The sequence below is a fragment of the Promicromonospora sp. NPDC023987 genome, from assembly GCF_040639055.1.
Classification (GTDB): domain Bacteria; phylum Actinomycetota; class Actinomycetes; order Actinomycetales; family Cellulomonadaceae; genus Promicromonospora.
Genome location: NZ_JBEZZF010000004.1, coordinates 16145 through 40383 on the forward strand (window position 1 = coordinate 16145; position 24239 = coordinate 40383).

A 24239-nucleotide genomic window follows, 5' to 3' on the forward strand; every position below is an offset into this window, starting at 1 on the left:
CTGTCGTCGAGCCGGTAGCTGTCAGACCTACGCGTCACCGGAGTGACCTGGAGGTCTGTGACTTTCAGGTGGTGCCGTGACTTTCGGGCGGTGCAGTCAGTCGGCCGGGGCCAGGACGATGTCGAACCTCGTGCGGGACCACGTGGTGCCGACCGCGCGGCCGTCCGGCGTCGGCGTACTCGCCGGCAGCTCCTCGAAGTCCATGACGAGCGACTCCTTGACCCCGAACACGGAGTCGGAGCCGAGCAGCTCGTCGCCGCGCACGAAGATGTGGGTCACCAGTGTCCGCAGACCCGGCGCCGTCACCATGAAGTGCAGGTGCGCGGCGCGCATCGGCGAGCGGCCCGACGCGGCGAGCAGCGCACCCACCGGCCCGTCGTGCGGGATCGGGTACGGCGTCGGCGTGACACCCCAGAACCGGTAGCCGCCGTCGTCGTCCGAGTAGAGGTGCGCGCGGCCGGCGGTGCGCTCGTCGCCGTACTGGACGTCGTAGAAACCGTCCTCGTCCGCCTCCCACACCTCGATCCGCGCTCCCGGCACCGGTCGGCCCGACGTGTCGGTGACCGTGCCCTCGACCCAGCACGGCCGGCCCGTGGCGCCGCCGGCGATGTCGCCGCCGTTGTCGACGTGCGGGGCGTCGTCCACGAAGAACGGGCCGAACACCGTGGCCTCGGTGGCGTTCGCGAGGGCCTCGTTGTTGATCGCGATGGTCTGCATGGAGGCGCCCAGCACGTCCGACAGCAGGATGAACTCCTGCCGCTTGTCGTCGGTGAGGTGCCCGGCGGCGGTGAGGAACTCGATGCCCTGGTGCCACTCGTCCTCGGTGAGGCGCACCTCGCGCAGGAACGCGTGCAGGTGCCGGGTCAGGGACTGCATGACCGTCTTCAGCCGCTCGTCGCCGGCGCCGTCGAACGACGCCGCCACCCGGTCGGTGAGCTCCTGCTCCCGGGCCGTCTGCTCCGGGGCCACCTGCTCGGCCGCGCCGTCCGGGGCCGGCTCAGCCATCGTGCTCGCCCCGGCCGAGCACCGACCGCAGCGCGTCGCCCAGCGCCCCTGCCGGGTCGCCGGGAAGCGTCTGTGCGCGCCACGCCACGTGCGAGTCCGGGCGGACGAGGATCGCGCCCGACTCCTCGACGCCCCGGATCTTCGCCCAGTCGTAGTAGGTGTCGATGACGTCCCTGCCAGGCCCGATGACCACCGCCTCGAGCGGCACACCGACCTCCTCGGCGACCTTCGCCGCCGCGTCGGCCCATGCCTCGCCCGCGATGCCGGTGACCAGGGTGAACTGCCCGTACGGGGCGAGGTCGTGGGTCGAACGCTTGTGACCGGCCGGGTCCGCCACCCACACGTGCGGGAACCGTGCCCCAGGAACCGTGGACTGCTTGTAGTACAGCTCGGGGTCCCGCTCGTCGACCGGCTCGGGCGACCCGTCCGGGACGACGGCGGCCGACTCGTAGAACTGACCCATGTCCACGCCGTGCGCGTTGAACTCGTAGTTCTTCAGGTCCATGGCCTCGACGAGGGCCTTGCGCTTGGCCTCACCTGCCGGGGTGTTCGCCTTGCGCTCGTCGATGGCGGCCTGCATCGCCTCCGGGGTCTGCGCGTCGAGGACGCCGAGCACCTCCATGAACCGGAACTCGCCGCCGGACTTGTTGGCCCGCAGCACTATCTGCTCGGCGATCGGCGCACGCTCGGTCGAGTACGTGTCCAGCAGCGAGGGTGCCGCCTGACCGCCCAGCACAGCGGCGATCTTCCACGCCAGGTTGTACGAGTCCTGGACCGACGTGTTGGAGCCCAGGCCGTTGCTCGGCGGGTGCCGGTGCACGGCGTCGCCGGCGCAGAAGACGCGCCCCTTCTGCAGGTGCGTCGCGTACATCTGGTTGTTACCCCACAGCGAGTAGCCCGTGATCTCGACGTCGAGGTCCTCGACGCCGACGAGCTGGCGCACGATCTCGGCCGCGGCGTCGTCGTCGAGCTGTGGCGGCTCGCCCGCGATGTCGTAGCCCCACACGATGAGCCACTCGTTCCACGGCCGGACCATGCGGACCAGGCCCGCGCCGATGCCGCCGACGTCGGAGCCGGGCTGCAGCACCCAGTACAGGACGGACGGGCGATGGCCCACGAGGTGCGTGAGATCGGCCGTGAACGTGATGTTCATGGAGCCCGCGATGTCCATGGCGCCCTCGAACGGGAGGTCGAGGTCGGCGGCCACCTGGGAGCGGGCGCCGTCGCCGCCGATCAGGTACCTGGACCGGATCGTGTACTCCGTGCCGGTGACCCGGTCGAGCACGCGTGTGCTGACGCCTTCGTCGTCCTGGGTGTGGCTCAGGTACTCCGTGGAGAACCGCGACTGCGTACCGCGCTGGGTGGCGTTCTTGACCAGGATCGGCTCGAGGTAGGTCTGCGGGATGTCCACCGTGAGCGACGGAGAGGCGAGCCGCGCATCCGCCTCGCGCGCCGGGTGCGTCTCCCATGTGAGGATGCGGCCGATCTCCTCGCCCGCGATCGTCGTGCAGAACACGGTGTCGCCCACCAGCTCGTGCGGCGTGGCGTCCGCGAGCACCTGGTCCTCGACGCCCAGGTCCCGGAAGATCTCCATGGTCCGCTGGTTGGTGATGTGCGCGCGGGGTGTGTTCGCGGTCCAGCGGTACTTGGTGATCATGATGTTGCTGATCCCCAGGCTGGACAGGAACAGGGCAGCGGAGGCGCCGGCGGGCCCGGAGCCGATGACCAGCACGTCCGTCTCGACGACGACAGCTGTAGGTGTGGCTGTGGGTGTGGGTGTGGCGCCGGCCGCGTCGCCGGCGGGGCTGCTGGGGAGAGCGGTCTTGGTCTGACCGTCGTCGAACTCGGGCATGCGCACAGCGTTCCGTGCCCGCTGACCTGGGGAAAGAGCAGGCCATGAAAGTCGGCGGAAAGTCTCAAGCAGTGGCGGAGAACGCGTACCGGCGGGCCTCCGACGGCGACATCCCCGCCTGCTCCCGGAAGACGCGCGAGAACTGCGGAGCCGACGAGAACCCGCAGCGCAGACCGATGCTCTCGACACTCTGCTCGGCGTACGACGGCATGCGCAGCATGCGGCCCGCCATCTCGACGCGGCACCGGGCGACGAACCGCGGCACGCTCGTGCCCCGCTCGGCGAACACCCGCGACAGCTGTCGCTCGCTCAGCCCTATGGCATCGGCGATCCGACGCGCGGACAGCGTGGGATCGCGCAGCCACTGCCGCACGTACTGCTCGGCAGCGGCGAAGTGCGCGCCGGCCGCCGGCGCCACGGCCGTCGCCGGCGCCACGGCTACCGCGAGCAGGCCGAGCGCCGCGTCCTCGTCGATCACGCCGTCGCCGTCCGGCCCCACCGCGTGCACGACCAGGGCGGCCAGTGCGGCCGCGTAGCTGCTGGGGCTCGACGACGGTCCCGTACCGCCCCCCGGGCTCCCGAAGTCGATCACCTGCACGGTGCGCGGCATCGTGCCGCCGAGTGAGCGGAACACGTCGTAGGGAACCTTGACCGCCAGCTCTTCCAGGCCCTGGGAGAACCCCCGCAGGAACGGCCGGTCGGCGTCGCACACGAGGAGCTGGCCGGGACGCAGCTTGCGGACGCCGCCGTCGTCGTAGAAGTACGCCTCGCCCCGGAGCGAGAAGTACAGCGCTACCGCTTCCGTGGGACGGCTCCGTACCGTCTGCGCCGTGCGCTCGACGGCGTGCGGGTTGGCCTCGACGTGCGCCAGGTGCAGCCGGTCCAGCTGGAGGTTCGCCTCGGTCGCCTCGAGTATCGACGTGTCGAGCATGCGGCACTGCAGCGCCACCAGGGCATCGGCGTTGTGCTCCTCCCACCGCTCGATCCGCCGCGCTGTGGGCAGGCCTCGCGTGGAGAAGCGGTCGACGGCGCCGTGCGACGCCGGTGTGGCACGGGTCACGCTGCTCAGCGTAGATGTAGCGGTCGGCGCGCACCAGGAATCCGGGTGATCGACCGGCGTGTTGGTCTGGCGTGTTTGGCCAGGTCAGGGAGCTCGGTGACTGGTCCGCCTCTGGCCCCGGGAGTGAGGTGGACCCGATCGGAAGGTGCCAGGTCTGCTGAATTTCGTTCGGCCTGGCCCTGCCTGATTCACCCTGGCTGAACTATTCAGCACAGCCCGGGTATACGGGCTACAGCTGAACACAGTTCAGCCGACCCGGCACCTACTGAAAGAGCCATACGCACCCCGCCGGGGTGTCCGCCCCACGTATGTTCAGCACGCAGACATAGACGTCATGAGGAGACAGGCGATGCCGTTCGACGATGAGGTCAGCGATGACGGAGTGCAGGTGCACGCCTACCGTGCGAGCTGGGCCGCGGAGGGGGCCGCTCTCGCGGGCACGTTGAATGAACTCGTGTCAACGGCAGCAGCGGTCGAGCACATCGGGTCGACGTCCGTTCCCGGCATGGCCGCAAAGGACTGTCTGGACATGATGGTTCTGGTGCACGACCTCAGGGACAGCGGTGCAGCGCAAGCCCTCGGCAGCGCGGGGTATCGCCGACGTCCCGAACCGTGGAACAACGTCGAGCAGGCTTACGGCCGGGACTGGCAGAAGATGGTCTTCGCGCCGCCGGTTGGCGCTCGAACCATGAATCTGCATGTACGAGTCACGCCGAGCGGTCCCGAGCGCCTTTCCCTGCTGTTCCGTGACCACCTTCGCGCACGCCCCGACCGTGCAGCCGAATGGGCGCTGTTCAAGATGAGGGCGGCGGAGAGCGCAGCTGACCTGGCGGCCTACGGACAGCTCAAGGCCCCGGCGTGGCGACTGCTGATGCAGCTGGCCGAGGCGTGGGCAACGGAGACCGAGTGGGTTCCGCGCGGCTAGTCGGTACCCGGCCGAGTGTCCATGGCGTCCGGGCGGGGTGCGGGCGACCGCCAGGCGCGGGATGCTCCACCTATGCCTGAGGAGACGATGCACACGACCCAGCCCGGCTCACCCGCCGAATCACAGACCGACCAGCACACCGAGTCACCGCCGACAGTCCTGAAGCCCTCGCGCGACCCGCAGCTCGTGCTCCTGCGGCACGGCCAGACCGAGTGGAGCGCGAGCGGGCAGCACACGGGACGCACCGACCTTCCGCTCACGCCGGCGGGCGAGAAACAGGCGAGGGTCGCGGGGGCAGCCCTTTCCGACTATGAGTTCGAGGCCGTCTACACGTCCCCGCTGCTGCGGGCCCGGCGGTCGGCGGAGCTGGCGGGCTACCCCGACGCCGTCGTCGACGAGGACCTCGCCGAGTGGGACTACGGACCCGTGGACGGCCGCACCTCGGCCGACGTCTCCGAGGAGCTCGGGCGGGAGTTCCTCATCTTCGACGACGGTGTGCGCATCTTGCCGCCGTCGGCGGAGCACGGCGACGGGCGGGCCGGCGAGACCCTGGACGAGGTCGCCGTGCGGGCGGCGCGGATGGTGGCCCGGGCGGAGGTAACGCTCGCGGGCCGGACCGGGTCGGACGGTGGCGGGAACGTGCTGCTCGTCGCGCACGGCCACCTGCTGCGGGTGCTCGTCACCGTGTGGCTCGGCGCCGACCCGCGGCTCGGCTCCCGGTTCGAGCTGGGTACCGCCGCCGTCTGCCTGCTGGGCTACGGACACAACCTGCGCACGATCGAGGGATGGAACCTGGCCGCGCAGTAGATCCCCGGTCGCGCAGTAAGGCAGTATTCGCGGAATGAGGGAAGAGCACCTCGCCGACGGCGAGACCATCGTGATGCAGCTGCGCACCCACCCGAAGAAGGTCGTCAAGCCGATCCTGGTGCTCGTGCTGCTGCTGGTGGTCCTCGCCGCACTGTGGATAGTGCCGCTGCCCGTCGACGGGATAGTGCTCTGGTTCGCGACGCTCGTGCTGGTGGTGCTCGGCCTGGCCGCGGCGGCGGGACCGTTCCTGCGCTGGCGCACCACGCGCTACATCATCACCAACCAGCGCGTCGCGCTGCGCACCGGCATCCTGACACAGACCGGCCGGGACATCCCGCTCTACCGGATCAACAACGTCACCTTCGAGAAGCAGCTCAGCGACCGCTTCTTCGGGTGCGGCACCCTCGTGATCTCCGACGGCACCGACCAGCCGGGCATGGTGCTCGACGACGTGCCCGACGTCGAGGCGGTCCAGCGTGCCCTGCAGGACCTGGTGCGTCAGGGCAAGCAGCTCAGCGACGACTGAGCTCCGTCCGAGGCGAACTGCGCGGGCGGTCCGGACGAGCGGGCTCCAGGACGGCGGCGAGGTCCGCGCCCGCCCGCAGCAGGGCGACGGTCCGGGCGGCGATCTGATCGAGTCGCGCACCGAGGATCCGCTCGGCCTCGGCGACCCCCTCGGCGGCCCCGTCGACCCGGCGCAGCGTCGACACGACCTCGCGTACGGCCGGGATGCCGTACCCGCTGCCGCGCAGGGCGGCGACGATGCGTGCCTCCCCGATCGCCCCGGCCCCGTACTGGCGGGCACGCAGGGTGGTCACCCGCTCCGGGACGGCGAGCCCCTCCTGCTCCCAGAACCGGAGCGTGGAGGTACGCACGCCGAGGGCTGCGGCGAGCTCCGTGATGGTCATGGTGTCGGCGGCCGCGTCGGCCGGCTCGTCGGGTGCGGTCTCGCCCTGGATCACCCGCAGCGCATGCTGTGCCCGGAGCGCCTCGTCGCGCTCGCGCGCGAGCTCCACGTGCACGGCGCCGATCGAGGCGGCGGCGTCGGCGAGGCGCGTCGTCCGGGGCGCCGGCCCGTCCTTCCCGTCGTACCGGCCCCCGGCGAACAGGTCGGTCAGCAGACGCCGCGCGACCACCGGCCCGGCCGCGCTCGCGAGACCTCGGTACGCGCGCAGCGCCTGGACGTGACTCGCCCGATAGGCGCGGTAGCCGTTGGCCGCGCGATCGGCGGGCGGGATCACGCCCAGCCGCTCCAGGTCGCGGACCTGCTGGACGGAGTACCCGGACTCCCGCGCGACGTCGGCCGTGCGGAACTGCCGGCTCTCTTGTGTCATTCGCTCAACCCCACACAAGCACTTGAAGGTGATGCTTGAACCATGAGCACCGACCTGAGTATCGACCAGATCATCGCCGCCGTGCAGCACCTCGAGGGATCGCTCGTCGTGGCGCCCGTCGTCGGCGACGCCGACTTTCCGGAGCTGGCCTGGGGCGATGCGTTCTTCTACTACGCGCCGGACGGCGTGCTGCCACGGACCGTGCAGCCCTACGGGACCATCGTCACCAAGAACTACCCGGATGACACGGCCTCGGACCTCGACCCTGCCGAACGCTGGCGCGTGAATATCCACGTCGGCCGCGGGACGTTCCGGGAGCTCACCGAGCACGACGCCGCCGGGCGCGGTGCCGAGGCCCAGGCCAGCGTCACTGTGGACCTCGCGGCCGCCGACGTCGTGCTGCCGCACCCGGTCTACGGGGCCGCCGGCTGGATCGCCGTCGTGAACCCCGGGCCAAGGACCGCAGACACGGTCCTGCGCCTCCTGCACGACGCCCACGACGCCGCGCGCGCCAGGTTCGACCGTCGGCGCTGAGGCGAGAACGGGGTTGTGTCCACGACGTCCGCCCGGACGAACACATGCCCGTTCTCGACGGGCCTGCTCCTGGGACAGTCAGACGACAGCCTGCTCGCTGCGGCAGAGCATGGTGGCGCTCAGGCGGATCTCACCGATCGCGTGCGCGTCCAGCAGACGGCGGGCCAGCTTCTCGAGCCTGTTCGGGTCGGTCGGGCGCGGCTCGTCGGCGCCAGGACCCACGGGGGCGACGCCGTAGCGCGCGCCGAACCATTCCGCGATGGTGACCCCGTGCACCGGCGTCTGCACGAGCTCGACGGTGTCGCCGGCGCCGATCTCGCCGTTCTCGATCACGCGCAGGTAGGCACCCGTGCGGTTCGCCTGCGTGAACCGGCGCACCCAGCGCTGCTCGCCGAGCCGGCGGCCGAACGTCTGGCAGGGCACGCGTGGCTGCGTCACCTCGAGCAGCGTCGAGCCGATCCGCCAGCGCTCGCCGATCACCGCACCGTTCACGTCCAGTCCGCGAACGCGGAGGTTCTCGCCGAACAGGCCGGGCGGGACGGGGCGGTCCAGCTCGGCCGACCAGAAGTCGGCGTCCTCCTGCGCGTAGGCGTAGACCGCCTGGTCGGGGCCGCCGTGGTCCTTACGGTCCGCCTGGATGTCCGCGTACAGCCCGAGGGGCCGGACCTTGACGCGCCCCTCGACGGGGCGCTTGTCGATCGCGGTGACTCCTACGGTGCCGGCGTCGGGAAGCAGGACGTGGACGCGACAGACCGCGAGGAGTTCAGCCATGCGCACATGCTCTCATCCGCGCGAGCGCGGTCCTCAGACCCGACCGGCCTTCTCACCCCTACGCCATGGAGTCCTACGCGGTTCAGTACGTGGATCCTGCGAGCCTGCCCCCGGGAAGGTCCGCGAGCATACGCAGAACCAGACCACGGTCCGCGGCCGAGATGCACGCCACCGTCCGTTCGTCGGGATCGAGATCCCGCAGGAACGCGTAGCCGTCAACCAGGGCGCCAGCGAGCTCGTCGAGGTCTGGGGCGGGTACCGAGAGCTGGCCGATGTCCTCCTGGTCGAACTCTGCCGCAGGACGGAGGCGCAGCCACGCTTCGGGGTCGAACGCGCTGCTGTCGTGTCCCGGCTTCCAGTGCGCTCCTTTGGCTCTGACGCCGTGCTTGTCGACCCAGATCTTCAGAACTGCCAGCCGGCGGACGAGGTCAGTGTCGAGGCCGCCGTCGTCGCGGTAGTGACGCCATAACCACACCAGGTCGTATACGTCTCGCGCGGTAGTCGTCCGGTTGAGGCGAGCGATCTTCTCCGCGACGTTCTCCTCAAGTCGAACGGTCGTGATCTGGGATACGGAGAAGTCGAGGTCAGGGAGAAGCGTCCCTCGTTCCCGGCGTAGAGCTTGCGCAAGGCTGTGCCCCCCTTGAACGCAAGCTCCGCCAGCAGACCGACGTCGTCCAGATGCCGCAGCAGCAGGTCCTGAGCGATGTCGATGATCGCGGCGTCTCGCCCCTGTGCGGACGCAGCGTGCCGGACCACACGGGCCGGGGTGATGTTGACGTCGTAGGTGATCATGTCGGCGTGACCTCTGTGAGGCCCGCGGGATCGACTTGCAAGAGCGCGTCCAGGACACGCCAGGAGGGATCGTGCCGACGCACCTTGGCTGCCCGCGGACCAAAGCGCACAGGCCCGCTGACATCAGCGCGCAAGGGCTCGGCGAGGTCGGGTCGCAGACCGGACATGAGATAGCCGGTGCGCACGCGCACCGCGGTTGGACGATCACGCAGTTCAAGATCCAGCCGTTCCGCGGAGAGGTCTGCTGCGAGATCCGGAAGCCATTCCAGTACCGCAGACCACGATCGCACCGTCGTGGGGACACTTGCCAGGTGCACCACGATGCTCTCCGAACGGTGCGTCGGGGCACCCTTCGCGCTGACCGTGTCCAGGCTTGGGCCATAGGTAGTCACATTGGTATTCGCAGCAAGCGACTGCGGTACCCGTGTGTGGGGAGGCACCGCGACGTCCAGGCGAGCCGGGACTCGGTCTGCGTATCCGAGCGCCCAAGCCGCTGTGTTCAGGGAAAGGGCCGCCGGAAGACCAGGTCGGGCTGCGAGCGCCGCCTGGAGAGGCAGTGTGGGTTCGCCGTGACCGTACGGGCCGGCGTGGGCGCCGGGCGCGAACTCCCAGACCCCTTTGGTCCCAGTGCTGAGCAGCCAGCCGCGTTCCCGGAGACGTGCCGCGACCACCTTGGAGGCAGTGCCGAGGCGGTGGCGCGCGACAATCTCAGCGAGCATCTCAGCCGTGACCACCTTCGGCTGATCGAGCTCAAGATCTTCGACGATCGACGCGAGGGACGGCGGTAGCGAACGCGCGAGTGGCATGGGACCTATCCAGGTATCTGATTCGGCAACCAAGGCGTTTGGCTGCCACTATCGTCCCACCGGATCGGCGCAGTGGCAATCCGGCCGCGCTGGTATCCGATGTGGATACCAGCGTGGCCGGGTACCACTTCAGGCAACCGCTCACTTGCCCTTCGGCAGCGGCAGCGGCTCCATCCACTGGTCGTTCGCGGTGAGATCGATACCGAACTCCCCCGCGAACCGCATGCGCGTGCCGGTCAGCACGCCGTCGGCCGACTCGTCGAGGTCGTAGACCCGGGCGCCGCGCAGCCGGTTCCGTTCCGCCCCCGACAGGCCGTAGGTGCCGAACCCGGTGTTCCCCGCGTACCCGAGCAGCACGCCGTAGTAGTCGCCCGAGTAGGTGTTCACGTGGTCGTGACCGCAGAACACGCCGCGCACGTCGCCGCGGTGCTGGATCGCCGAGAACATGCCCGAGTTGAACGGTCCGGGGCACTCGTCCTCGTTCCGCTCGCCCTCGATGCGGTGCCGGGCCTTGCCGCGCTCGTGGTCGGCGTCGGTACGCCCGTCAACCGAGCCGAACCACATGAACCGGTACTCCCACAGGGGGATATGGATGAACATGAGGGCCGGGACGACGTGCCCTGCCCGGCGCTCGACCTGCACCGACGTGTCGTAGTACCACTTGACCTGGTCCATGCGCAGCCAGTCCCAGGTGGGGTAGCCCTCGAAGTCCTGGCCGGCCAGCTCCTCGGGGGCGTACCGCCCGGAGTCGAGCAGCCAGAGGTTGAACGCCGGCCGGCCGTTCGTGCCGTCGATCAGCAGGTTCGAGTTGCCCTGCCCGGTGACCCCGCGCGCCGTCGGGCCGTTCACGTTGTAGCGGTAGGACCGGTAGAAGGCCAGCATGTCGGCCTCGTCGAGGCCGCTGTCGGGCGTCGAGTCCTCGTCGTGGTTGCCGAAGGTGATGGCCCACGGCACCGCCCGCTCCTCCATCGGCTGCACCACGTTGTTCATCGCCTGGCGCATCTCGAGCGGGGTGTCGCAGCCGCCGGTGATGTTGTCGCCGTTGAGGATCACGAGGTCGGGGCGCTCGTCGTCGAGCACTGCCCGCATCAGCTCGAGGGTGCGGCGGTCGACCTTCTCGTCGTCCTGCGTGTCATTGAACTGGACGATCTTGAACTTCCCGTCCCGCCCGAACCGCAGCGAGCGCTGCGGGTGCCGCGTGAGCTGGGCGGCCCCGGCCGGAGCAGCGGCCGCCACCGTCGCTGCACCTGCCGCGCCGAGGCTGCTCAGGGACAGGAACGTCCGGCGGTCGACGCCGGACACGGCGCTCTCTGCCGGGTCGCCTCCGGCCGGGTTGGTCTCGCTCGGCAGGTCGCCGGCTGTCTTCTCACTCATGCCGACGACGATCGGAGGCCCGGCTGGCGACAGCCCGACCGGAGGATGGCCCTCCGATGACGGTCTGCTGAACGACTACCGCTGCGTTCGAGAACGGGGTTGTGTCTCAAGCGTGCGCCCGGACGAGCACAAGCCCGTTCTCAACGGACCCGGCCATCGACCGCGGGGCCCCCGGTGGCGGGGCGTTAGGGTCGGGGGGTCATGGTGAGGATCGCGTCGCGTGTGCGGGGGCTCGGAGCGCTGACCACTGTCGTACTCGTGGTCACGCTGGCGATCGCGATCTCCTCGGCACATTCGCTCCTTGTCGAGAGGTCACCCGCAGCGGCAGTGGTCGACCTCCTGATCGCCGCTTCCGTCCTGGCGAGCGCTCGGCTGCGCAGGACCGCGTTGATGCTGGCTGTCGCGGCTTTCGCCGGGCAGCTTCTCCTGGGGACCGACTTCACCGTGACGATGGTGGGGCTGAGCGTCGTCTATCTCTCCGTCGGGCGGAACGGCGACAGAGCGCAGCGCGCCCTCGGTGGAGCGTCCGTGGTCCTACACGACCCCCTTGCCTCGAGCGGTGCTCGAGGCCCGGCACGTGCATCGCTCCTACGGGACCGGGCCCGCGGCGCTGACCGATGTCAGTGCCGACTTCCACGCGGGCCGCCTTACTGCCGTGATGGGCCCGAGCGGGTCCGGGAAGTCCACCCTGTTGCACCTGCTGTCGGGGCTCGACGACGCGGACCGTGGAGAGATCCGCCTCGGCGGGACAGCGATCCACGACCTCGACGAGGATGCCCGCGCCGAGCTGCGTCACCAGCGGATGGGCTTCGTCTTCCAGGGCTTCAACCTCCTGCCCGGGCTGACCGGTCTGGAGAACATCAGGCTTCCGCTCCGTCTCGGCCGGTGTCCGGTCACCGCCGATCCGCACTGGGAGACGCACCTGATCGATCTCCTGGACATCGCCGATGCGCTGGACCGTTCACCGACGCAGCTCTCGGGCGGCCAGCAGCAGCGGATCGCCATCGCCCGTGCACTGCTGCACCGGCCGGACGTCGTCTTTGCCGACGAGCCGACCGGGAGCCTGGATGTGGCCACGGGCCGGAACGTGCTCACGCTGTTCTCCTCGCTGGTGCGAGAGCACGGCATCTGCATGGTGATGGTCACGCACGACCCCGTCGCGGCGAGCATGTGCGACCGGATCCTGGTCCTGCGCGACGGGGAGATCGAGCACGACCTCGCCACGACGGCACCAGAAGAGCTCGCGCGGCTTCTCATCGGGCACGTGACCGCATGAGGGCACGACCGGCCGGTCAGCGCGCGACGGGTGCCGCGATGCTGATCTCGGTCACGGGAACCGTGATGACGACCGTCGTCCCGGGCATCCAGGCAGACGTCGCCCAGAAGGTCGCCGAGACCCTCTTCGGCGGCATCCCACTGGTGCAGCTGATTCTCCAGCTGCTGGCCTGGGCCTTCCTCGCCATCGCAGTCGCCACGGCGACCTCGACCGCGACGAACTCGTTCCGGATCGTGCTCGACGCGCGCCTCGAAGAGATCGCGCTACGGCGCGTGCTCGGCTCGTCAGCTACGCGAGAACGCCGGCGGCTGACGCGGTTGAGCAGCAGGATCGGCGTCATCGGTGCTCTGCTCGGCATGGCCCTCGGCACGCTGATCCTGCTCGCTGTCGCCCCGGGCGTGGTCACCGAGCCCTTCACGGTCCTGTCGATCGTGGTCGGTGCGACGGCGATGGCTCTGGCCACGGTGACCGCTGCAGGCCGAGCCGCACGGGAGGTACTGAGCACGACGGCCATCACAGGCCTACGCCTGACCCGGGTCGACGAAGCCGAGCGGGCGCCGCACGCACGGAACGAGGCCGGGCGAGCCCTGTTCGTCGGCGGGCTGGTCATCGTCCTCGGCAGCGTCGTCGCCAGCCTCTTCAGCCCGTTCGCGATCCTGGTCGGGGCGTTCGGTGGCGTCGCCATGATGTTCGGCGCTCTCTCCGTCATGGATGTCCTGCTGCCCGCGGTGCTGACGTTCATCGCCCGCCGCGGCATCGTGCACGGAGCCGCGGGTGTTGCGATCCAGTCCCTCAGGACGCGCTCAGCCGGGGCGGCACGCGGGGCGACCGGTGTCTTCACCAGCACGGCGGCGGTCACCACGTTCATCGTCGCTCTTGCGACGCTCACGGGCTCGCTCGAGGACTCCTACGCGGGAACGTCCCACGAGGACGCGGCGGTCCGCGTGCTGCACGAGGTCACGACGCAGTTCGGGCTCGCGACCTCGCTGCTCGTGGTGCTCTGCGGCATCGGGCTCTACACGTCCATCACCCACTCGATCCGGCAACGCACGAGGGAGATCGCGACCATCCGCGTACTCGGCCAGCGTCCCGACGACACCCGCAGGATGCTGCTGGTGGAGGCCAGTGTCCTCACCGCCGTCGCGGCAGTTCCCGGGCTCGCGCTGGGAGCCTTCACCGGCTGGGCCGGTGCACAGGACGTCCTGGGCACCGTAGGCGAGCTCGGGCTGCTCGTTCCCGTGCTGCCATGGCCCTACCTCCTTGCCTGCGCTGTCGGCGCGGGTCTGCTCGTCCTCGTGTCGATGCGGTCCGCAGCGCGGTTCGTCATCGAGCCCCCTCCCGTACGCGCCCTCGCCACCGCCTGACTGCCCGTCCGCAATCACGCCCGCGCCCGCCGCAGTGCCGGTGTCCGGCGTGGCCACGAACAACCCCTCGATGATCAACCAGACAAGGAATCCTCTATGTCCACGTCCCAGTCCCCTGCTGTCCCCCGACGTCGTACCCGCACCTGGGTGGTCTTCTCCGTCATCGTGGCGATCGGCCTCCTGATCGCAGCCACGCCACCGGTCATCGAGCAGATCGCGGGGCGCAGCATCGGCGCTCTCGTGAACGAGTCACAGGGCAACAGCACGTTCGGCCGCTACGACAGCGCAGCCGAGCTCCCCGAGGACGTCGCGCCGTCGTGGCTGCCTCGCGACGCACGCGACATCCAGGTCGTGGGCGCCGGGCCGAACTCCGGAGTACGTGGGGTGCGGATCGACGCCGGCGTCGCCTCGGCGTCGACACCGTCCGCATGTGTTCCCGCCACGACCCGGACCATCCCCTGGGACGGCGGCGGCGACTGGCCCGACCTCAGCTCCGCAGAGACATACACGTGCGACCCGTCCTGGACCCTGGCCGTCATCGGAGGCCACTGGTACCTCTGGAGCTGAACGGCGGCCGGGGCAGGGCGTGGGACCCTCGTCAGCTGTGTCGCCTGACGGACTGCCGGACGATCGCGTAGACCGTGAGGATCACGACGACGAGTCCGGCGGTCGCGGCGATCTGTGACCGGGCGGCGGTGTCGGACAGCATGAGGCCCACCACTGCCAGGAGCGCCGCCAGCGTGGCCCACGAGAGCCACGGGTAACCCCAGGCGCGCAGGCGCAGGGTCTCACCGCGTTCCGCGGCCGCGGCCTCCAGCTGCGGCCGCAGCCGCAGCTGCGAGACGACGATCAGCAGCCACACCACGAGCAGCGCAGAGCCGACGGCGTTGAGCAGCACCCCGAGCAGCGACTCGGGCAGCAGGTAGTTCAGCAGCACGGCGACGACGCCGAAGAACACCGAGACCAGCACCGCCACCCACGGCACGTCGCGGCGCGAGACCCGGGTCGCGACCGCCGGCGCGTCACCGCGGCCGCCGAGCGAGAACAGCATGCGCGACGTCGCGTAGACGTTGGCGTTGAAGGCGCTCAGCAGCGCGAGCACCACGACGACCTCCATGAGCCGGGCCGCGCCGTCGAACCCCGCCATCTGCAGCACGGACACGAACGGCGACTCGAGGCGGGCGGCGTCGGTCCAGGGGATCAGCGCGACCATGATGGCAACGGAGCCCACGTAGAAGAGCAGGATGCGCCAGAGGATGGTGCGGGTGGCCGTGGCCACCGCCGACCGCGGGTCGCGGGCCTCGGCCGCCGCGATCGTGACGATCTCGATGCCACCGAAGGCGAACACGACGGTGAGCAGGCCGGCGGCGATCCCGGGCAGGCCGGCCGGCGCGAAGCCGCCGTTCGCCGCCCAGTCCCCCAGGACGCTCCCGGTCACCGGCACGACGCCGATCACGATGAAGAGGCCCAGCACCAGGAACCCGACGATCGCCGCGATCTTGATGGTCGCGAACCAGAACTCGGCCTCGCCGAACTGCCGGACGCCCACCAGGTTGATCGCACCGAACACCGCGACGATGACCGCGGCGACCGCCCACTGCGGCACCGCGGGCCACCAGCCGTGCACGATCCCGGCCACGCCGGTCACCTCGACGCCGAGCACCATGACGATGGTGAACCAGTAGAGCCAGCCCAGCAGGAACCCGGCCCAGCGCCCCAGCGCGGCCTCCGCGTAGACGGAGAAGGAGCCGCTGGACGGCAGCGCCGAGGCCATCTCCGCGAGCATCCGCATGACGAGCACCACTATCGCGCCGGCTATCGCGTAGCTGAGGAGGACGGCGGGCCCGGCCGCCGCGATGCCCAGGCCGGAGCCCAGGAACAACCCCGCCCCGATGGCGGAGCCCAGGCCCATCATCGTCAGGTGACGGGGGCGTAGTCCGTGGGCCAGCTTCTGGCTCTGGTCGTCGGTGGTGCTCACGACCGACCACGGTAACCCGAGCCGCCGGCTGCCGGACCACAGCGGATGTGAGTGCGGCACCTCCGGTGAGAGAATCTGGCACGTGACCGAATCCGCGCACACCCCCGGCCACGCTGGTGAAGACCACACCGTGGAGGACGCCGACTACGGCCTCGAGACACCGCTGACCGGGCACCCCGAGCCGCTGCCGCACGTCGTCGTCGTAGGCGGCGGGTTCGCCGGCATGGCCGTCGTGAAGGCGCTGCGGAACGCGCCGGTGCGCATCACGCTGATCGACCGTCGCGTCTACAACACCTTCCAGCCGCTGCTCTACCAGGTGGCGACGGGCGGGCTGAACCCCGGTGACGTCACCTACTTCCTGCGTGGCCTGCGCCTGCGCCAGAAGAACGTGCACGTGGTGCACGAGCACCTCGTCGAGGCGGACCACCAGGCGAAGAAGATCCGACTGCTCAACGACCACTGGGTCAGCTACGACTACCTCGTGGTGACCGCGGGCGTGACCACGAACTTCTTCGGGACGCCCGGCGCCAAGGAGCACGCGTTCCCGATGTACTCGCGGTCGCAGGCCATGCGCATCCGCGACAACCTCTTCATCCGCCTGGAGAAGGCCGCCAAGTCGAAGCGGGTCGACGACGGCCTCCGCGTCGTCGTCGTGGGTGGTGGCGCGACCGGCGTCGAGGTCGCGGGTGCGCTCGCCGAGCTGCGGACCGCCGGCCTTGCGCCCGCCTACCCGGAGATCCACGGCGACGCGTTCGAGGTCAAGGTGGTGCAGCGCGGCGGCGAGATCCTCAAGGCGTTCGCGCCCGAGCTACGGACCTACGCCGCCAAGGAGCTGTCCCGGCGCGGGGTCTCGCTGCACCTGGGTGCCGGCGTCGCCGCCGTCGAGCGCGATGCGGTGGTGCTCGCCGACGGTACGCGCATCCACGCCGACCTGACCGTCTGGTCCGCGGGGGTGCACCCGCACGAGGAGGTCTCCGGGTGGGGCCTGCCGCAGGACGAGGGCGGTCGCATCAGGACCGGCGAGGACATGCAGGTCGAGGGGTTGCCGGGCGTCTTCGCGGCGGGTGACGTCGCGGTCTCGCCGTCGGGCCTCCCGCAGCTGGCCCAGCCCGCCATCCAGGGCGGCACCGTGGTCGGCAGGAACATCCAGGCACTGCTCGACGGCCGGCCCCTGCAGGAGCTGCGCTACGTCGACAAGGGCACGATGGCGGTGATCGGCCGTCGGGCCGCGATCGCCGAGATCAACCTGCCCGGCGGCAAGCCGCTGCGGATCACCAAGGGCCTGGCCTGGCTGGTCTGGCTGTTCGTGCACATCATGTCGCTGGTCGGCCCCCGCAACCGCGTCACGACGCTCGCCGGCCTGGTCACGCGCTACGGGTTCCCGTTCCACCGCAGGCCCATCCCGATCGTCGGCGACGTCCCCACGGTCCGCCCGCCCAAACCAGGGGCCTGAGGCCCGGCGCCGGGACGGCCGACCGCACGGGCACGCAGGCACGATGTTTGCTTGCACCTTGCATCGACGGATGTAAACATAGAGACATGTCGATACAGGGCCCGGATTCCGGACGAGCCTCCGCCGAGGCGCACGCGATCGGCGCCGACGCCGCCACCGATCTCGCGGCGACGCTCAAGGCGATCGCCGACCCGCTCCGGCTCCGCATGCTGTCGGCGATCGCCACCTCACCCACCGGCGAGACGACGGCGGGTGAGCTCGCGACCCTCACCGCCGTCTCGCAGCCCACCGTGTCCCACCATCTCAAGGTGCTGCGCGACGTCGGCCTGCTCACGTCGGACCGGCGCGGCACCTGGGTCTGGTACCGCATAGCCCCCGCCTACCGGGGTGCGGTCACCACGCTGCTCGACCGGTTCGCCCCCGCGGCCGTCGACGTGCACGCGGGAGGCACGCCGACGGGAACCGCGCACGGCGAGGTCGCCGAGCTCGGCAACGTGGACCCTGCCCTGGACCGGGTCGCCGCCTCGCTCGCCGAGCGCTTCACCGGGACGCCCGAACGCGAGTGCTACCGCGTGGTCCGGGAGTCCTACACGGCGCTCGCCCGTCGCGGCGGGAACGCGGCGCACCTCGTCCCGCTCACCGAGCACTTCGCGCGACAGCGCATCGTAGACGCCGAGCGGACGCAGCCGACGGGCGCCGAGCGCAAGCCGCAGGTGCTCTTCGTGTGCGTCGCCAACGCCGGGCGCTCGCAGCTGGCCGCTGCCCTCATGGAGCACTACGCCGGCGACCGGGTGGTGGTCCGGTCGGCGGGCTCGGCTCCGGCGAGCGACGTGCACGCGGCCGTACGCAGCATCCTCGGCGAGCTCACCGCCACCGCCGTCGACGACGAGGTCACGCGCTTCTACCCCAAGCCCCTCACCGACGACGCCGTCCGCGCCGCCGACGTCGTGGTGACCATGGGCTGCGGCGACGCCTGCCCGGTGCTGCCCGGCAAGCGGTACGAGAACTGGATCGTCGGGGACCCCGCGCTCGCCTCGCCTGCCGGAGTAGCCGCCATCCGTGACGAGCTGGACCGGCGGGTGCGCGGCCTGCTCGCTGCGCTGCTGCCGGCCGAGGACGCCCTGACCCCGGGAGGAGCCCGATGAACACCCTGCGCATCTTCCTGAACAGACGCCACGAAACCCCACTGGAGAGAGCCCATGTCCGAGACCTCGACGCCGACCAAGCCGTCCGCCCTGTTCGTCTGCGTGCACAACGCGGGCCGCTCCCAGATGGCCGCCGGCTTTCTCCGGGCGCTGTCCGACGGAGCCGTCGACGTGCGCTCCGCCGGGTCCATGCCCGCGGAGCAGATCAATCCCGTCGCCGTGCAGGCCATGCTCGAGGTGGGCATCGACATCCGCGGCGAGAAGCCCAAGGTGCTGCGGCCCGAGACGGTCGAGGCCTCGGACGCCGTCATCACCATGGGCTGCGGTGACGCCTGCCCGTACTACCCCGGCAAGAACTACCAGGACTGGGAGCTCGACGACCCGGCGGGCCAGGGCATCGACGCGATCCGCCCGATCCGTGACGAGATCGAGCGGCGCGTGCGCGGCCTGCTCGCAGAGCTCGGCGTCGAGCCGGTGGCATGAGCGCTCCGGCGAGCGTGCGGGGAGGAGCGCCGGAGAACCCGGTCCGGGGCACGCCGGGCGCGGTGGAGGGTGCGGTGGTCGGCGGGGTGGTCGGTGCGGTGGTCGGTGCGGTGGTCGAACCCTCGGCGAGCGAGGTGGCGGGTGCGGCGGCAGGTGAGCGCGCCGGCCTGTGGCGCCGGGCCCTCGCCGAGTTCGTCGGGACCGGGCTGCTGGTCGCCGTGGTGGTCGGGAGCGGGATCGCGGCCGCGAACCTGTCCCCCGACGACGTCGGGCTGCAGCTGCTGGAGAACTCGCTGGCCACGACGCTGGGGCTAGCCGTGCTGATCGCCGTGCTCGGGCCGGTGAGCGGCGCGCACCTCAACCCGGTGGTCACGCTCGTCGACCTGCTTCTCGGGCGGCAGGACCCGGCAGGGCCGCGCCTCGCCGACGTGACCGCGTACCTCGCCGCGCAGGTGACGGGAGGTATCGGCGGTGCCGTGCTGGCCAACGCGATGTTCGGCGAGCCGACGGCTCTCGCGACCACCGACCGGGCGTCCGGGGCGACGTTCCTCGCGGAGGTGGTCGCCACGGCAGGTCTGGTCCTGGTGATCTTCGGTCTGCTGCGTGCCGGGCGCGAGACGATGATCGCCCCGGCTGTGGGGGCCTACATCGGCGCCGCGTACTGGTTCACCAGCTCGACGTCGTTCGCCAACCCCGCGGTCACCGTCGGCCGCGTGCTCAGCGACAGCTTTGCCGGGATCGCCCCGGGTTCGGTGCTGCCGTTCGTGCTCGCGCAGCTGGTCGGCGGGGCGGTCGGTATCGGGCTGGTCGCGGTGCTGTATCCGGTGCGGGCGGCTCCGGTCAGGCGCTGACGGCTGACGGCTGACGGCTGACGGCTGACGGCTGCACGCGACACAGCCGCCGCCACCGACTGCCACCCACGGACAGTCACCCACCGGCGATCACCCGCCGACCGTCGCCACCACCGGCCGCCACCACCACCGACGGTCACCACCACCGGCCGCCACCCGCCGACTGCAGACTTGGTCGCGGTCCCCAGTGGTGACTGCAGAGTTGGTTGCGGTTGGAAGCCCGCAAACCGCAACCAACTCTGCAGTCGGCTACCCGCGGGGCGACCAAGTCTGCAGTCGGCGGCCAGAGAGCCGACCGGAGAGCGACCGGCACCGATCGGGGCTCCGACCAGGTCTGCAAGTCGGCTACTGGTCGCCCGAGCGACCGTGCACCACCCCGGTGCTGAACCCGACCGGCCCGACCGACCTGGCGTCGACCGGCCCGGCGCCCACAGGTTCGCCGCTGGCCGGCCCCGCCCCGGAGGGCGCCAACCCGATCGACACCTGCTGGGGCGCAGCGGGGACGGCGCAGCAGGAGCCGGCCCCGGACGTCGCCGGCTCGTCGGTCGAGACCTTGCCGTCCGCGTCGGCCGCCAGCGCGAGGTCCGACGAGCAGACGCCCGTCTCCGGCAGGTTCAGCTCGACGGCGTCGGCCGCCGCGCGGTCACCCGCGAGGGCCGCGGCGATCGAGCGGACCTGCTCGTAGCCGGTGGCGAGGAGGAACGTCGGGGCCCTGCCGTAGGACTTCATGCCCACCAGGTAGAAGCCGGCGTCGGGGTGGGTCAGCTCGGCCTCACCGTGCGCGGGGACCGTGCCGCACGAGTGGAAGTTCGGGTCGATGAGTGGCGCGATCTGCCGTGGTGCCTCCACCACAGGGTCGAGGTCGAGGCGGACCTCCCGCAGCATCTCGAGGTCGGGGCGGAAGCCGGTGGCGGCCGCGATGTGGTGCACCGTCAGGTCGAGCGCCCCGTCGTCGCCGTCGCGGCGGGCCGATCCCAGGACGCGCACGGTGTCGCCGGCCGGGTCCGTCGACGGCTCCAGCCGGTCGATCGCCACGCGGGTGAGCAGCTCGATCCGCCCGGCCTCCACCGCATCCCGCAGCCGGGTCCCGAGCAGGCCGCGGGCCGGCAGGTCGTCACCGGATCCGCCGCCGTAGAGCCGGCGGGGCGATCCGCCGCGGATGGCCCAGGTGATCCGGGTGCCGGGCGTGCCCTGTGCTGCCTCCTGCTCGGCGAGCTCGACCAGGCTCAGCAGGGTGTTCGCCGCCGAGTGCCCCATGCCGACCACCAGCGTGTGCCGCCCGGCGAACCGTTCGCGGTCGCGGCCGAGCACGTCGGGCAGCGCGCCCGCGAGGAATCGCACCGACTCGGGTTCGCCAAGCGTCGGCAGGCCTGACGTCCCCAACGGGTTGGGCCGGCCATAGGTCCCGGAGGCGTCGATCACCGCCCGCGCGCGGATCTCCTCGACGGTGCCGGGCCCGCCGGAACCGTCCACGGGCCCGGTAGCCAGCCGGACCAGGTACGGCAGTCGCTCGCGCCCCAGCGATCGGGACCGGTCGGCTCCGTCCTTGGTCACGGCGAGCACCTGTGTCCGGTACCGGATCTGCACCCCTGCCCGGTTCACGAGCGCGTCGGCCAGTGGCGCGAGGTACTGCTCGACCAGGTCGGCGCCCGTGGGCAGCACGTCCGGCTCGGGCTCGGACCACGGCTCGCCGCGCCCGGCCCCGGCCCCGGCCCCGGCGGAGGTGAGCAGGCGACGGGCGGCGGCGTCGACGTCGTACCGCCACGGCGAGAAGAGGCGCACGTGGCCCCACCGCGCGACGGCGGCGCCTGCGCCGTCCCCTGCCTCGACGACGAGGGGTTCGAGCCCACGCTCGGTGAGGTGCGCCGCGGCGGCGAGACCTACGGGCCCGGCACCGATCACTACGACCGGAAGATTCTGCGCTGTCGTCATGTTTCCCGTCCCCATCTTCGCTGTCGTCTCCGCTCATCTTCGCCGTCATCGTCGCCGGCGGCCAGATCAGATCGAAGAACCTCGATACGTTGTGTCGGAGCGAACATATCCAGAAACTTCGATGCGTGGCAAGATGGGCGCATGACGACCGCACTCGAGCTCGCACCGGCCGCACCGACGTCCGGCACCTGCTGCGCCCCGCTCGTGCGGGAGGCAGCCGACCCTGCCGCCGCCGCCGTCCTCGCCCGCTCCTTCAAGGCGCTGGGCGACCCCACGCGGGTCAGGCTGCTCTCGATCGTCGCCGCGCACGACGGTGGTGAGGCCTGCGTGTGCGATCTCACCGAGCCCGTCGGCCTGAGCCAGCCCACCGTGAGCCACCACCTGAAGATCCTGGTCGACGCCGGGCTCCTCGCTCGGGAGCAGCGCGGCAAGTGGGCCTACTACTCCGTCGTGCCGGGTTCGCTCGACCGGCTCGGTGCTCTGCTCAGCGAAGCGGCGCGGTAGCCTCGCTCCTGGCGCCGGCCACCCCGCCGTCGGCCAAGGAGAACTCCCATGACACCGGACGAGCTGCGCTCCGCGCAAAAACTCACCATGGCGAACCCTGAGCGGTTACGCCTGCTGGCCCGCATGCTGACGCATCCCGGAGGCGGCTCGACCGCCGAGGACCTGGTGCACGGTCCCGCACCGACCGTCGCGGACGTCGAGCAGGATCTCGAGGCGCTGGTCGCGGTGGGTCTGGTCGCGGCCGTCGGCCCGGTCGACGTCCCCGTGCCGGAGGAGCCCGTGCCGGACGGGCTGGTGCCGAACGGGCCGCTCGCCGGAGCCGGACGCCCACACCTGGGCGCCTCGCTGTACCGGGTGTCGTCGCGGGGCATAGCGCGCTTCGGGGCGGCTGCCCTCGCGGCGCCCCGCTACCCGGGCGAGGCGCAGCTCGAGGTGCACGACCACGAGGCGCTGCTCGCCCGGCTGACCGAGACCCTCTCCACCGGGTTCGCCACGAACGCCGGCGCCGGGACGGTGGACCGGCTCGTGCACGAGTGCTACTCGTCGCTGAGCAAGCAGATCAGGTCGTACGCGCACCTGCCCGCGCTCACCGCCTGGCTCGCGACCGACCGCCTCGCCGCGATGACCGAGGTGACGTACGGCTCCCCGCGCGACGTGCTGTTCGTCTGCGTCCACAACACGGGCCGCTCCCAGATCGCCGCAGCGGTCACGCGGCGCCTCGCGGGCGACCGGGTCCGAGTGCGCACCGCGGGGACCAGGCCGGTGTCCGAACCGGACCTGCTGACCGAGACCGTCCTGGCCCGGCGCGGGCTCGACGGGCTCATCGAGTTCCCCCGCGAGCTCACGGACGACATCGTGCGCGCGTCCGGCGTCATCGTGACGATGGGCTGCGGTGACTCGTGTCCCGTCTACCCGGGACGCCGCTACCTCGACTGGCCGCTCGACGACCCCGCGGGCCGCCCGATCGAGGAGGTCGAGCGGATCGTCGACGACATCACCGCCCGGGTGCGGGCGCTGCTCGCGGAGCTGGACGCCGCGGAGCCGCCGGGTCTGGTCGAGACCGGAGCGTCCGACGGCTCCCCGGCCTGGCTGCCGCACCCGACCCGGGATAGTTATTCACAGGGTTGTGGATAACTGCTGTGCACAACCGGGGTGGGCGACTGCCCGGTGGGGAGTGTCAGTGGCTCGGTGCAAGGTGGGAGTACGCGCATTTCTCGTGCCACACCTCATGAAGGGCTGAGTCATGACCGAACCATCTTCCGTCGGAGCCGCACGGTCCACCTCCGGCCGGGTAGGCACCGTGCACTCCGTGGTCCTCGACGTCCCTGACCTCACCGCCGAGGCAGACTTCTGGACGGCGCTGACGGACGGCAGCGTGACCAAGGCGGACGACGACTGGATCACCGTCGTGACCCCCGACCGGTGGGGCATCGCCTTCCAGCTCGCACCCGACCTCGTGCCGCCGCAGTGGCCGGGCCAGGAACACCCGCAGCAGGCGCACCTCGATCTCTATGTCCCGGACCTGGCGGCGGCCAGCACCCGGGCGGTGGAGCTCGGGGCCACCGTGCTGCGAGAGGGCGAGCAGTGGATCACGCTCGCCGACCCCGCCGGGCACCCCTTCGACGTGTGCCTCGACGAGAAGGCGGACGGCGTCAGCGTCATGGGTGCCACCTTCGACTGCGCTGACGCGTCGGCGCTCGCGCAGTTCTGGTCGGGCGTGATGGGTGAGCCGGTGACCTATGACGCCGACGGCGTCGCCATGCTCGGCGGCTCCCGGCCGCTGCTCTTCCAGACCGTCGAGGGGTACAACCCGCCGCAGTGGCCGGATCCCGCGTACCCGCAGCAGCTCCACCTCGACATCGAGGTGCCCGACCTCGATGCCGGCGAGGCGGCGGTCCTCGCCCTGGGCGCTACGCGACTGCCTGGTCAGGGCGATGACTTCCGGGTGTTCGCCGACCCGGCGAGCCACCCCTTCTGCCTGGTGCGCTGAGTA

24 protein-coding genes are annotated in these 24239 nt (G+C 71.0%); 14 read left to right on the top strand and 10 right to left on the bottom strand.

Going from position 1 to position 24239, the window contains the following annotated elements:
- Nucleotides 1-96: 96 nt before the first annotated feature.
- From AB0F40_RS03260 to AB0F40_RS03270, 3 genes are all read right to left on the bottom strand, one after another.
- A complete protein-coding gene (locus tag AB0F40_RS03260) occupies nucleotides 97-1005 on the bottom strand; it encodes an intradiol ring-cleavage dioxygenase (protein ID WP_357464110.1) in 909 nt (302 codons plus the stop codon).
- Nucleotides 998-2857 (bottom strand): FAD-dependent monooxygenase, encoded by a 1860-nt coding sequence (locus tag AB0F40_RS03265; RefSeq protein ID WP_357464113.1) that lies wholly within the window; start codon nucleotides 2855-2857, stop codon nucleotides 998-1000. Before AB0F40_RS03265 ends, AB0F40_RS03260 begins: the two co-directional genes overlap by 8 nt.
- 64 nt (nucleotides 2858-2921) lie before the next feature.
- Nucleotides 2922-3917 (bottom strand): AraC family transcriptional regulator, encoded by a 996-nt coding sequence (locus tag AB0F40_RS03270; protein WP_357464116.1) that lies wholly within the window; start codon nucleotides 3915-3917, stop codon nucleotides 2922-2924.
- 349 nt (nucleotides 3918-4266) lie between these two features.
- On the opposite strand from AB0F40_RS03270, the gene AB0F40_RS03275 reads away from it, so the two are divergent.
- From AB0F40_RS03275 to AB0F40_RS03285, 3 genes are all read left to right on the top strand, one after another.
- Nucleotides 4267-4842 carry a GrpB family protein gene (locus AB0F40_RS03275; RefSeq protein ID WP_357464119.1) on the top strand — a complete coding sequence of 192 codons (576 nt, stop codon included), beginning with the start codon at nucleotides 4267-4269 and terminating at the stop codon, nucleotides 4840-4842.
- Nucleotides 4843-4914: 72 nt separating this feature from the next.
- Nucleotides 4915-5649, top strand: coding sequence for a histidine phosphatase family protein (locus AB0F40_RS03280; protein ID WP_357464122.1), 735 nt, complete (start codon nucleotides 4915-4917; stop codon nucleotides 5647-5649).
- 34 nt (nucleotides 5650-5683) lie between these two features.
- Nucleotides 5684-6175, top strand: coding sequence for a PH domain-containing protein (locus AB0F40_RS03285; RefSeq protein ID WP_357464125.1), 492 nt, complete (start codon nucleotides 5684-5686; stop codon nucleotides 6173-6175).
- Here AB0F40_RS03285 and AB0F40_RS03290 read toward each other — a convergent pair.
- Nucleotides 6162-6983 (bottom strand): MerR family transcriptional regulator, encoded by an 822-nt coding sequence (locus AB0F40_RS03290; RefSeq protein ID WP_357464128.1) that lies wholly within the window; start codon nucleotides 6981-6983, stop codon nucleotides 6162-6164. The two genes, AB0F40_RS03285 and AB0F40_RS03290, sit on opposite strands and share 14 nt — an antisense overlap.
- Nucleotides 6984-7025: 42 nt before the next feature.
- Between AB0F40_RS03290 and AB0F40_RS03295 the strand changes: the two genes are divergently transcribed.
- Entirely contained in the window at nucleotides 7026-7517 is a 492-nt protein-coding gene (locus tag AB0F40_RS03295; RefSeq protein ID WP_357464131.1) for a DUF6194 family protein, read from the top strand.
- Nucleotides 7518-7595: 78 nt separating this feature from the next.
- Here the strand turns inward: AB0F40_RS03295 and AB0F40_RS03300 are convergent, their stop codons facing one another.
- The 4 genes from AB0F40_RS03300 to AB0F40_RS03315 all read right to left on the bottom strand — a co-directional run bounded on the left by AB0F40_RS03300 (nucleotide 7596) and on the right by AB0F40_RS03315 (nucleotide 11260).
- Nucleotides 7596-8288, bottom strand: a complete 693-nt coding sequence (locus AB0F40_RS03300) for an MOSC domain-containing protein (RefSeq protein WP_357464134.1) — start codon at nucleotides 8286-8288, stop codon at nucleotides 7596-7598.
- An 82-nt stretch (nucleotides 8289-8370) separates the two neighbouring features.
- Entirely contained in the window at nucleotides 8371-9138 is a 768-nt protein-coding gene (locus tag AB0F40_RS03305) for a nucleotidyl transferase AbiEii/AbiGii toxin family protein (RefSeq protein WP_357464137.1), read from the bottom strand.
- Nucleotides 9077-9886 (bottom strand): type IV toxin-antitoxin system AbiEi family antitoxin, encoded by an 810-nt coding sequence (locus tag AB0F40_RS03310; protein ID WP_357464140.1) that lies wholly within the window; start codon nucleotides 9884-9886, stop codon nucleotides 9077-9079. Before AB0F40_RS03310 ends, AB0F40_RS03305 begins: the two co-directional genes overlap by 62 nt.
- A gap of 141 nt (nucleotides 9887-10027) precedes the next feature.
- Nucleotides 10028-11260 carry a metallophosphoesterase family protein gene (locus AB0F40_RS03315; protein WP_357464143.1) on the bottom strand — a complete coding sequence of 411 codons (1233 nt, stop codon included), beginning with the start codon at nucleotides 11258-11260 and terminating at the stop codon, nucleotides 10028-10030.
- Between the two features lie 547 nt (nucleotides 11261-11807).
- On the opposite strand from AB0F40_RS03315, the gene AB0F40_RS03320 reads away from it, so the two are divergent.
- From AB0F40_RS03320 to AB0F40_RS03330, 3 genes are all read left to right on the top strand, one after another.
- Nucleotides 11808-12536: an ABC transporter ATP-binding protein gene (locus tag AB0F40_RS03320; RefSeq protein WP_357464146.1), complete on the top strand. Its 729-nt coding sequence runs from the start codon at nucleotides 11808-11810 to the stop codon at nucleotides 12534-12536.
- The gene (locus AB0F40_RS03325; protein ID WP_357464149.1) at nucleotides 12533-13900 is read left to right on the top strand and encodes an FtsX-like permease family protein; all 1368 of its coding nucleotides are present in this window, start codon (nucleotides 12533-12535) and stop codon (nucleotides 13898-13900) included. The genes AB0F40_RS03320 and AB0F40_RS03325 overlap by 4 nt, the downstream gene beginning before the upstream one ends.
- Before the next feature lie 96 nt (nucleotides 13901-13996).
- Entirely contained in the window at nucleotides 13997-14467 is a 471-nt protein-coding gene (locus tag AB0F40_RS03330; RefSeq protein WP_357464151.1) for a hypothetical protein, read from the top strand.
- 31 nt (nucleotides 14468-14498) lie between these two features.
- On the opposite strand, the gene AB0F40_RS03335 is transcribed toward AB0F40_RS03330, so the two are convergent.
- A complete protein-coding gene (locus AB0F40_RS03335; RefSeq protein WP_357464154.1) occupies nucleotides 14499-15878 on the bottom strand; it encodes an amino acid permease in 1380 nt (459 codons plus the stop codon).
- Nucleotides 15879-15960: 82 nt separating this feature from the next.
- Between AB0F40_RS03335 and AB0F40_RS03340 the strand changes: the two genes are divergently transcribed.
- The 4 genes from AB0F40_RS03340 to AB0F40_RS03355 all read left to right on the top strand — a co-directional run bounded on the left by AB0F40_RS03340 (nucleotide 15961) and on the right by AB0F40_RS03355 (nucleotide 19810).
- Entirely contained in the window at nucleotides 15961-17331 is a 1371-nt protein-coding gene (locus tag AB0F40_RS03340) for an FAD-dependent oxidoreductase (RefSeq protein ID WP_357464158.1), read from the top strand.
- A gap of 86 nt (nucleotides 17332-17417) precedes the next feature.
- The gene (locus AB0F40_RS03345) at nucleotides 17418-18476 is read left to right on the top strand and encodes a metalloregulator ArsR/SmtB family transcription factor (RefSeq protein ID WP_357464161.1); all 1059 of its coding nucleotides are present in this window, start codon (nucleotides 17418-17420) and stop codon (nucleotides 18474-18476) included.
- A gap of 54 nt (nucleotides 18477-18530) precedes the next feature.
- On the top strand, nucleotides 18531-18959 hold the full coding sequence (locus AB0F40_RS03350; protein ID WP_357464164.1) for an arsenate reductase ArsC: 429 nt from the start codon (nucleotides 18531-18533) through the stop codon (nucleotides 18957-18959).
- Nucleotides 18956-19810: an MIP/aquaporin family protein gene (locus tag AB0F40_RS03355; RefSeq protein ID WP_357464167.1), complete on the top strand. Its 855-nt coding sequence runs from the start codon at nucleotides 18956-18958 to the stop codon at nucleotides 19808-19810. The genes AB0F40_RS03350 and AB0F40_RS03355 overlap by 4 nt, the downstream gene beginning before the upstream one ends.
- 345 nt (nucleotides 19811-20155) lie before the next feature.
- On the opposite strand, the gene AB0F40_RS03360 is transcribed toward AB0F40_RS03355, so the two are convergent.
- Nucleotides 20156-21742, bottom strand: coding sequence for an FAD-dependent oxidoreductase (locus AB0F40_RS03360; RefSeq protein WP_357464170.1), 1587 nt, complete (start codon nucleotides 21740-21742; stop codon nucleotides 20156-20158).
- 141 nt (nucleotides 21743-21883) lie between these two features.
- On the opposite strand from AB0F40_RS03360, the gene AB0F40_RS03365 reads away from it, so the two are divergent.
- The 3 genes from AB0F40_RS03365 (at nucleotide 21884) to AB0F40_RS03375 (ending at nucleotide 24236) form a co-directional block, all read left to right on the top strand.
- Nucleotides 21884-22246 carry a metalloregulator ArsR/SmtB family transcription factor gene (locus AB0F40_RS03365; RefSeq protein WP_357464173.1) on the top strand — a complete coding sequence of 121 codons (363 nt, stop codon included), beginning with the start codon at nucleotides 21884-21886 and terminating at the stop codon, nucleotides 22244-22246.
- A 48-nt stretch (nucleotides 22247-22294) separates the two neighbouring features.
- Nucleotides 22295-23380 carry a low molecular weight phosphatase family protein gene (locus AB0F40_RS03370; RefSeq protein WP_357464176.1) on the top strand — a complete coding sequence of 362 codons (1086 nt, stop codon included), beginning with the start codon at nucleotides 22295-22297 and terminating at the stop codon, nucleotides 23378-23380.
- 109 nt (nucleotides 23381-23489) lie between these two features.
- Nucleotides 23490-24236, top strand: coding sequence for a VOC family protein (locus AB0F40_RS03375; protein WP_357464179.1), 747 nt, complete (start codon nucleotides 23490-23492; stop codon nucleotides 24234-24236).
- Nucleotides 24237-24239 lie beyond the last annotated feature (3 nt).

Coding starts and splice junctions, on each gene's coding strand:
- AB0F40_RS03295 (WP_357464131.1), top strand. CDS start 7,026: ATGAGCACCGACCTGAGTATCGACCAGATCATCGCCGCCGTGCAGCAC.
- AB0F40_RS03280 (WP_357464122.1), top strand. CDS start 4,915: ATGCCTGAGGAGACGATGCACACGACCCAGCCCGGCTCACCCGCCGAA.
- AB0F40_RS03350 (WP_357464164.1), top strand. CDS start 18,531: ATGTCCGAGACCTCGACGCCGACCAAGCCGTCCGCCCTGTTCGTCTGC.
- AB0F40_RS03360 (WP_357464170.1), bottom strand. CDS start 21,742: ATGACGACAGCGCAGAATCTTCCGGTCGTAGTGATCGGTGCCGGGCCC.
- AB0F40_RS03310 (WP_357464140.1), bottom strand. CDS start 9,886: ATGCCACTCGCGCGTTCGCTACCGCCGTCCCTCGCGTCGATCGTCGAA.
- AB0F40_RS03365 (WP_357464173.1), top strand. CDS start 21,884: ATGACGACCGCACTCGAGCTCGCACCGGCCGCACCGACGTCCGGCACC.
- AB0F40_RS03375 (WP_357464179.1), top strand. CDS start 23,490: ATGACCGAACCATCTTCCGTCGGAGCCGCACGGTCCACCTCCGGCCGG.
- AB0F40_RS03355 (WP_357464167.1), top strand. CDS start 18,956: ATGAGCGCTCCGGCGAGCGTGCGGGGAGGAGCGCCGGAGAACCCGGTC.
- AB0F40_RS03275 (WP_357464119.1), top strand. CDS start 4,267: ATGCCGTTCGACGATGAGGTCAGCGATGACGGAGTGCAGGTGCACGCC.
- AB0F40_RS03300 (WP_357464134.1), bottom strand. CDS start 8,288: ATGGCTGAACTCCTCGCGGTCTGTCGCGTCCACGTCCTGCTTCCCGAC.
- AB0F40_RS03265 (WP_357464113.1), bottom strand. CDS start 2,857: ATGCCCGAGTTCGACGACGGTCAGACCAAGACCGCTCTCCCCAGCAGC.
- AB0F40_RS03290 (WP_357464128.1), bottom strand. CDS start 6,983: ATGACACAAGAGAGCCGGCAGTTCCGCACGGCCGACGTCGCGCGGGAG.
- AB0F40_RS03330 (WP_357464151.1), top strand. CDS start 13,997: ATGTCCACGTCCCAGTCCCCTGCTGTCCCCCGACGTCGTACCCGCACC.
- AB0F40_RS03285 (WP_357464125.1), top strand. CDS start 5,684: ATGAGGGAAGAGCACCTCGCCGACGGCGAGACCATCGTGATGCAGCTG.
- AB0F40_RS03345 (WP_357464161.1), top strand. CDS start 17,418: ATGTCGATACAGGGCCCGGATTCCGGACGAGCCTCCGCCGAGGCGCAC.
- AB0F40_RS03315 (WP_357464143.1), bottom strand. CDS start 11,260: ATGAGTGAGAAGACAGCCGGCGACCTGCCGAGCGAGACCAACCCGGCC.
- AB0F40_RS03370 (WP_357464176.1), top strand. CDS start 22,295: ATGACACCGGACGAGCTGCGCTCCGCGCAAAAACTCACCATGGCGAAC.
- AB0F40_RS03260 (WP_357464110.1), bottom strand. CDS start 1,005: ATGGCTGAGCCGGCCCCGGACGGCGCGGCCGAGCAGGTGGCCCCGGAG.
- AB0F40_RS03325 (WP_357464149.1), top strand. CDS start 12,533: ATGAGGGCACGACCGGCCGGTCAGCGCGCGACGGGTGCCGCGATGCTG.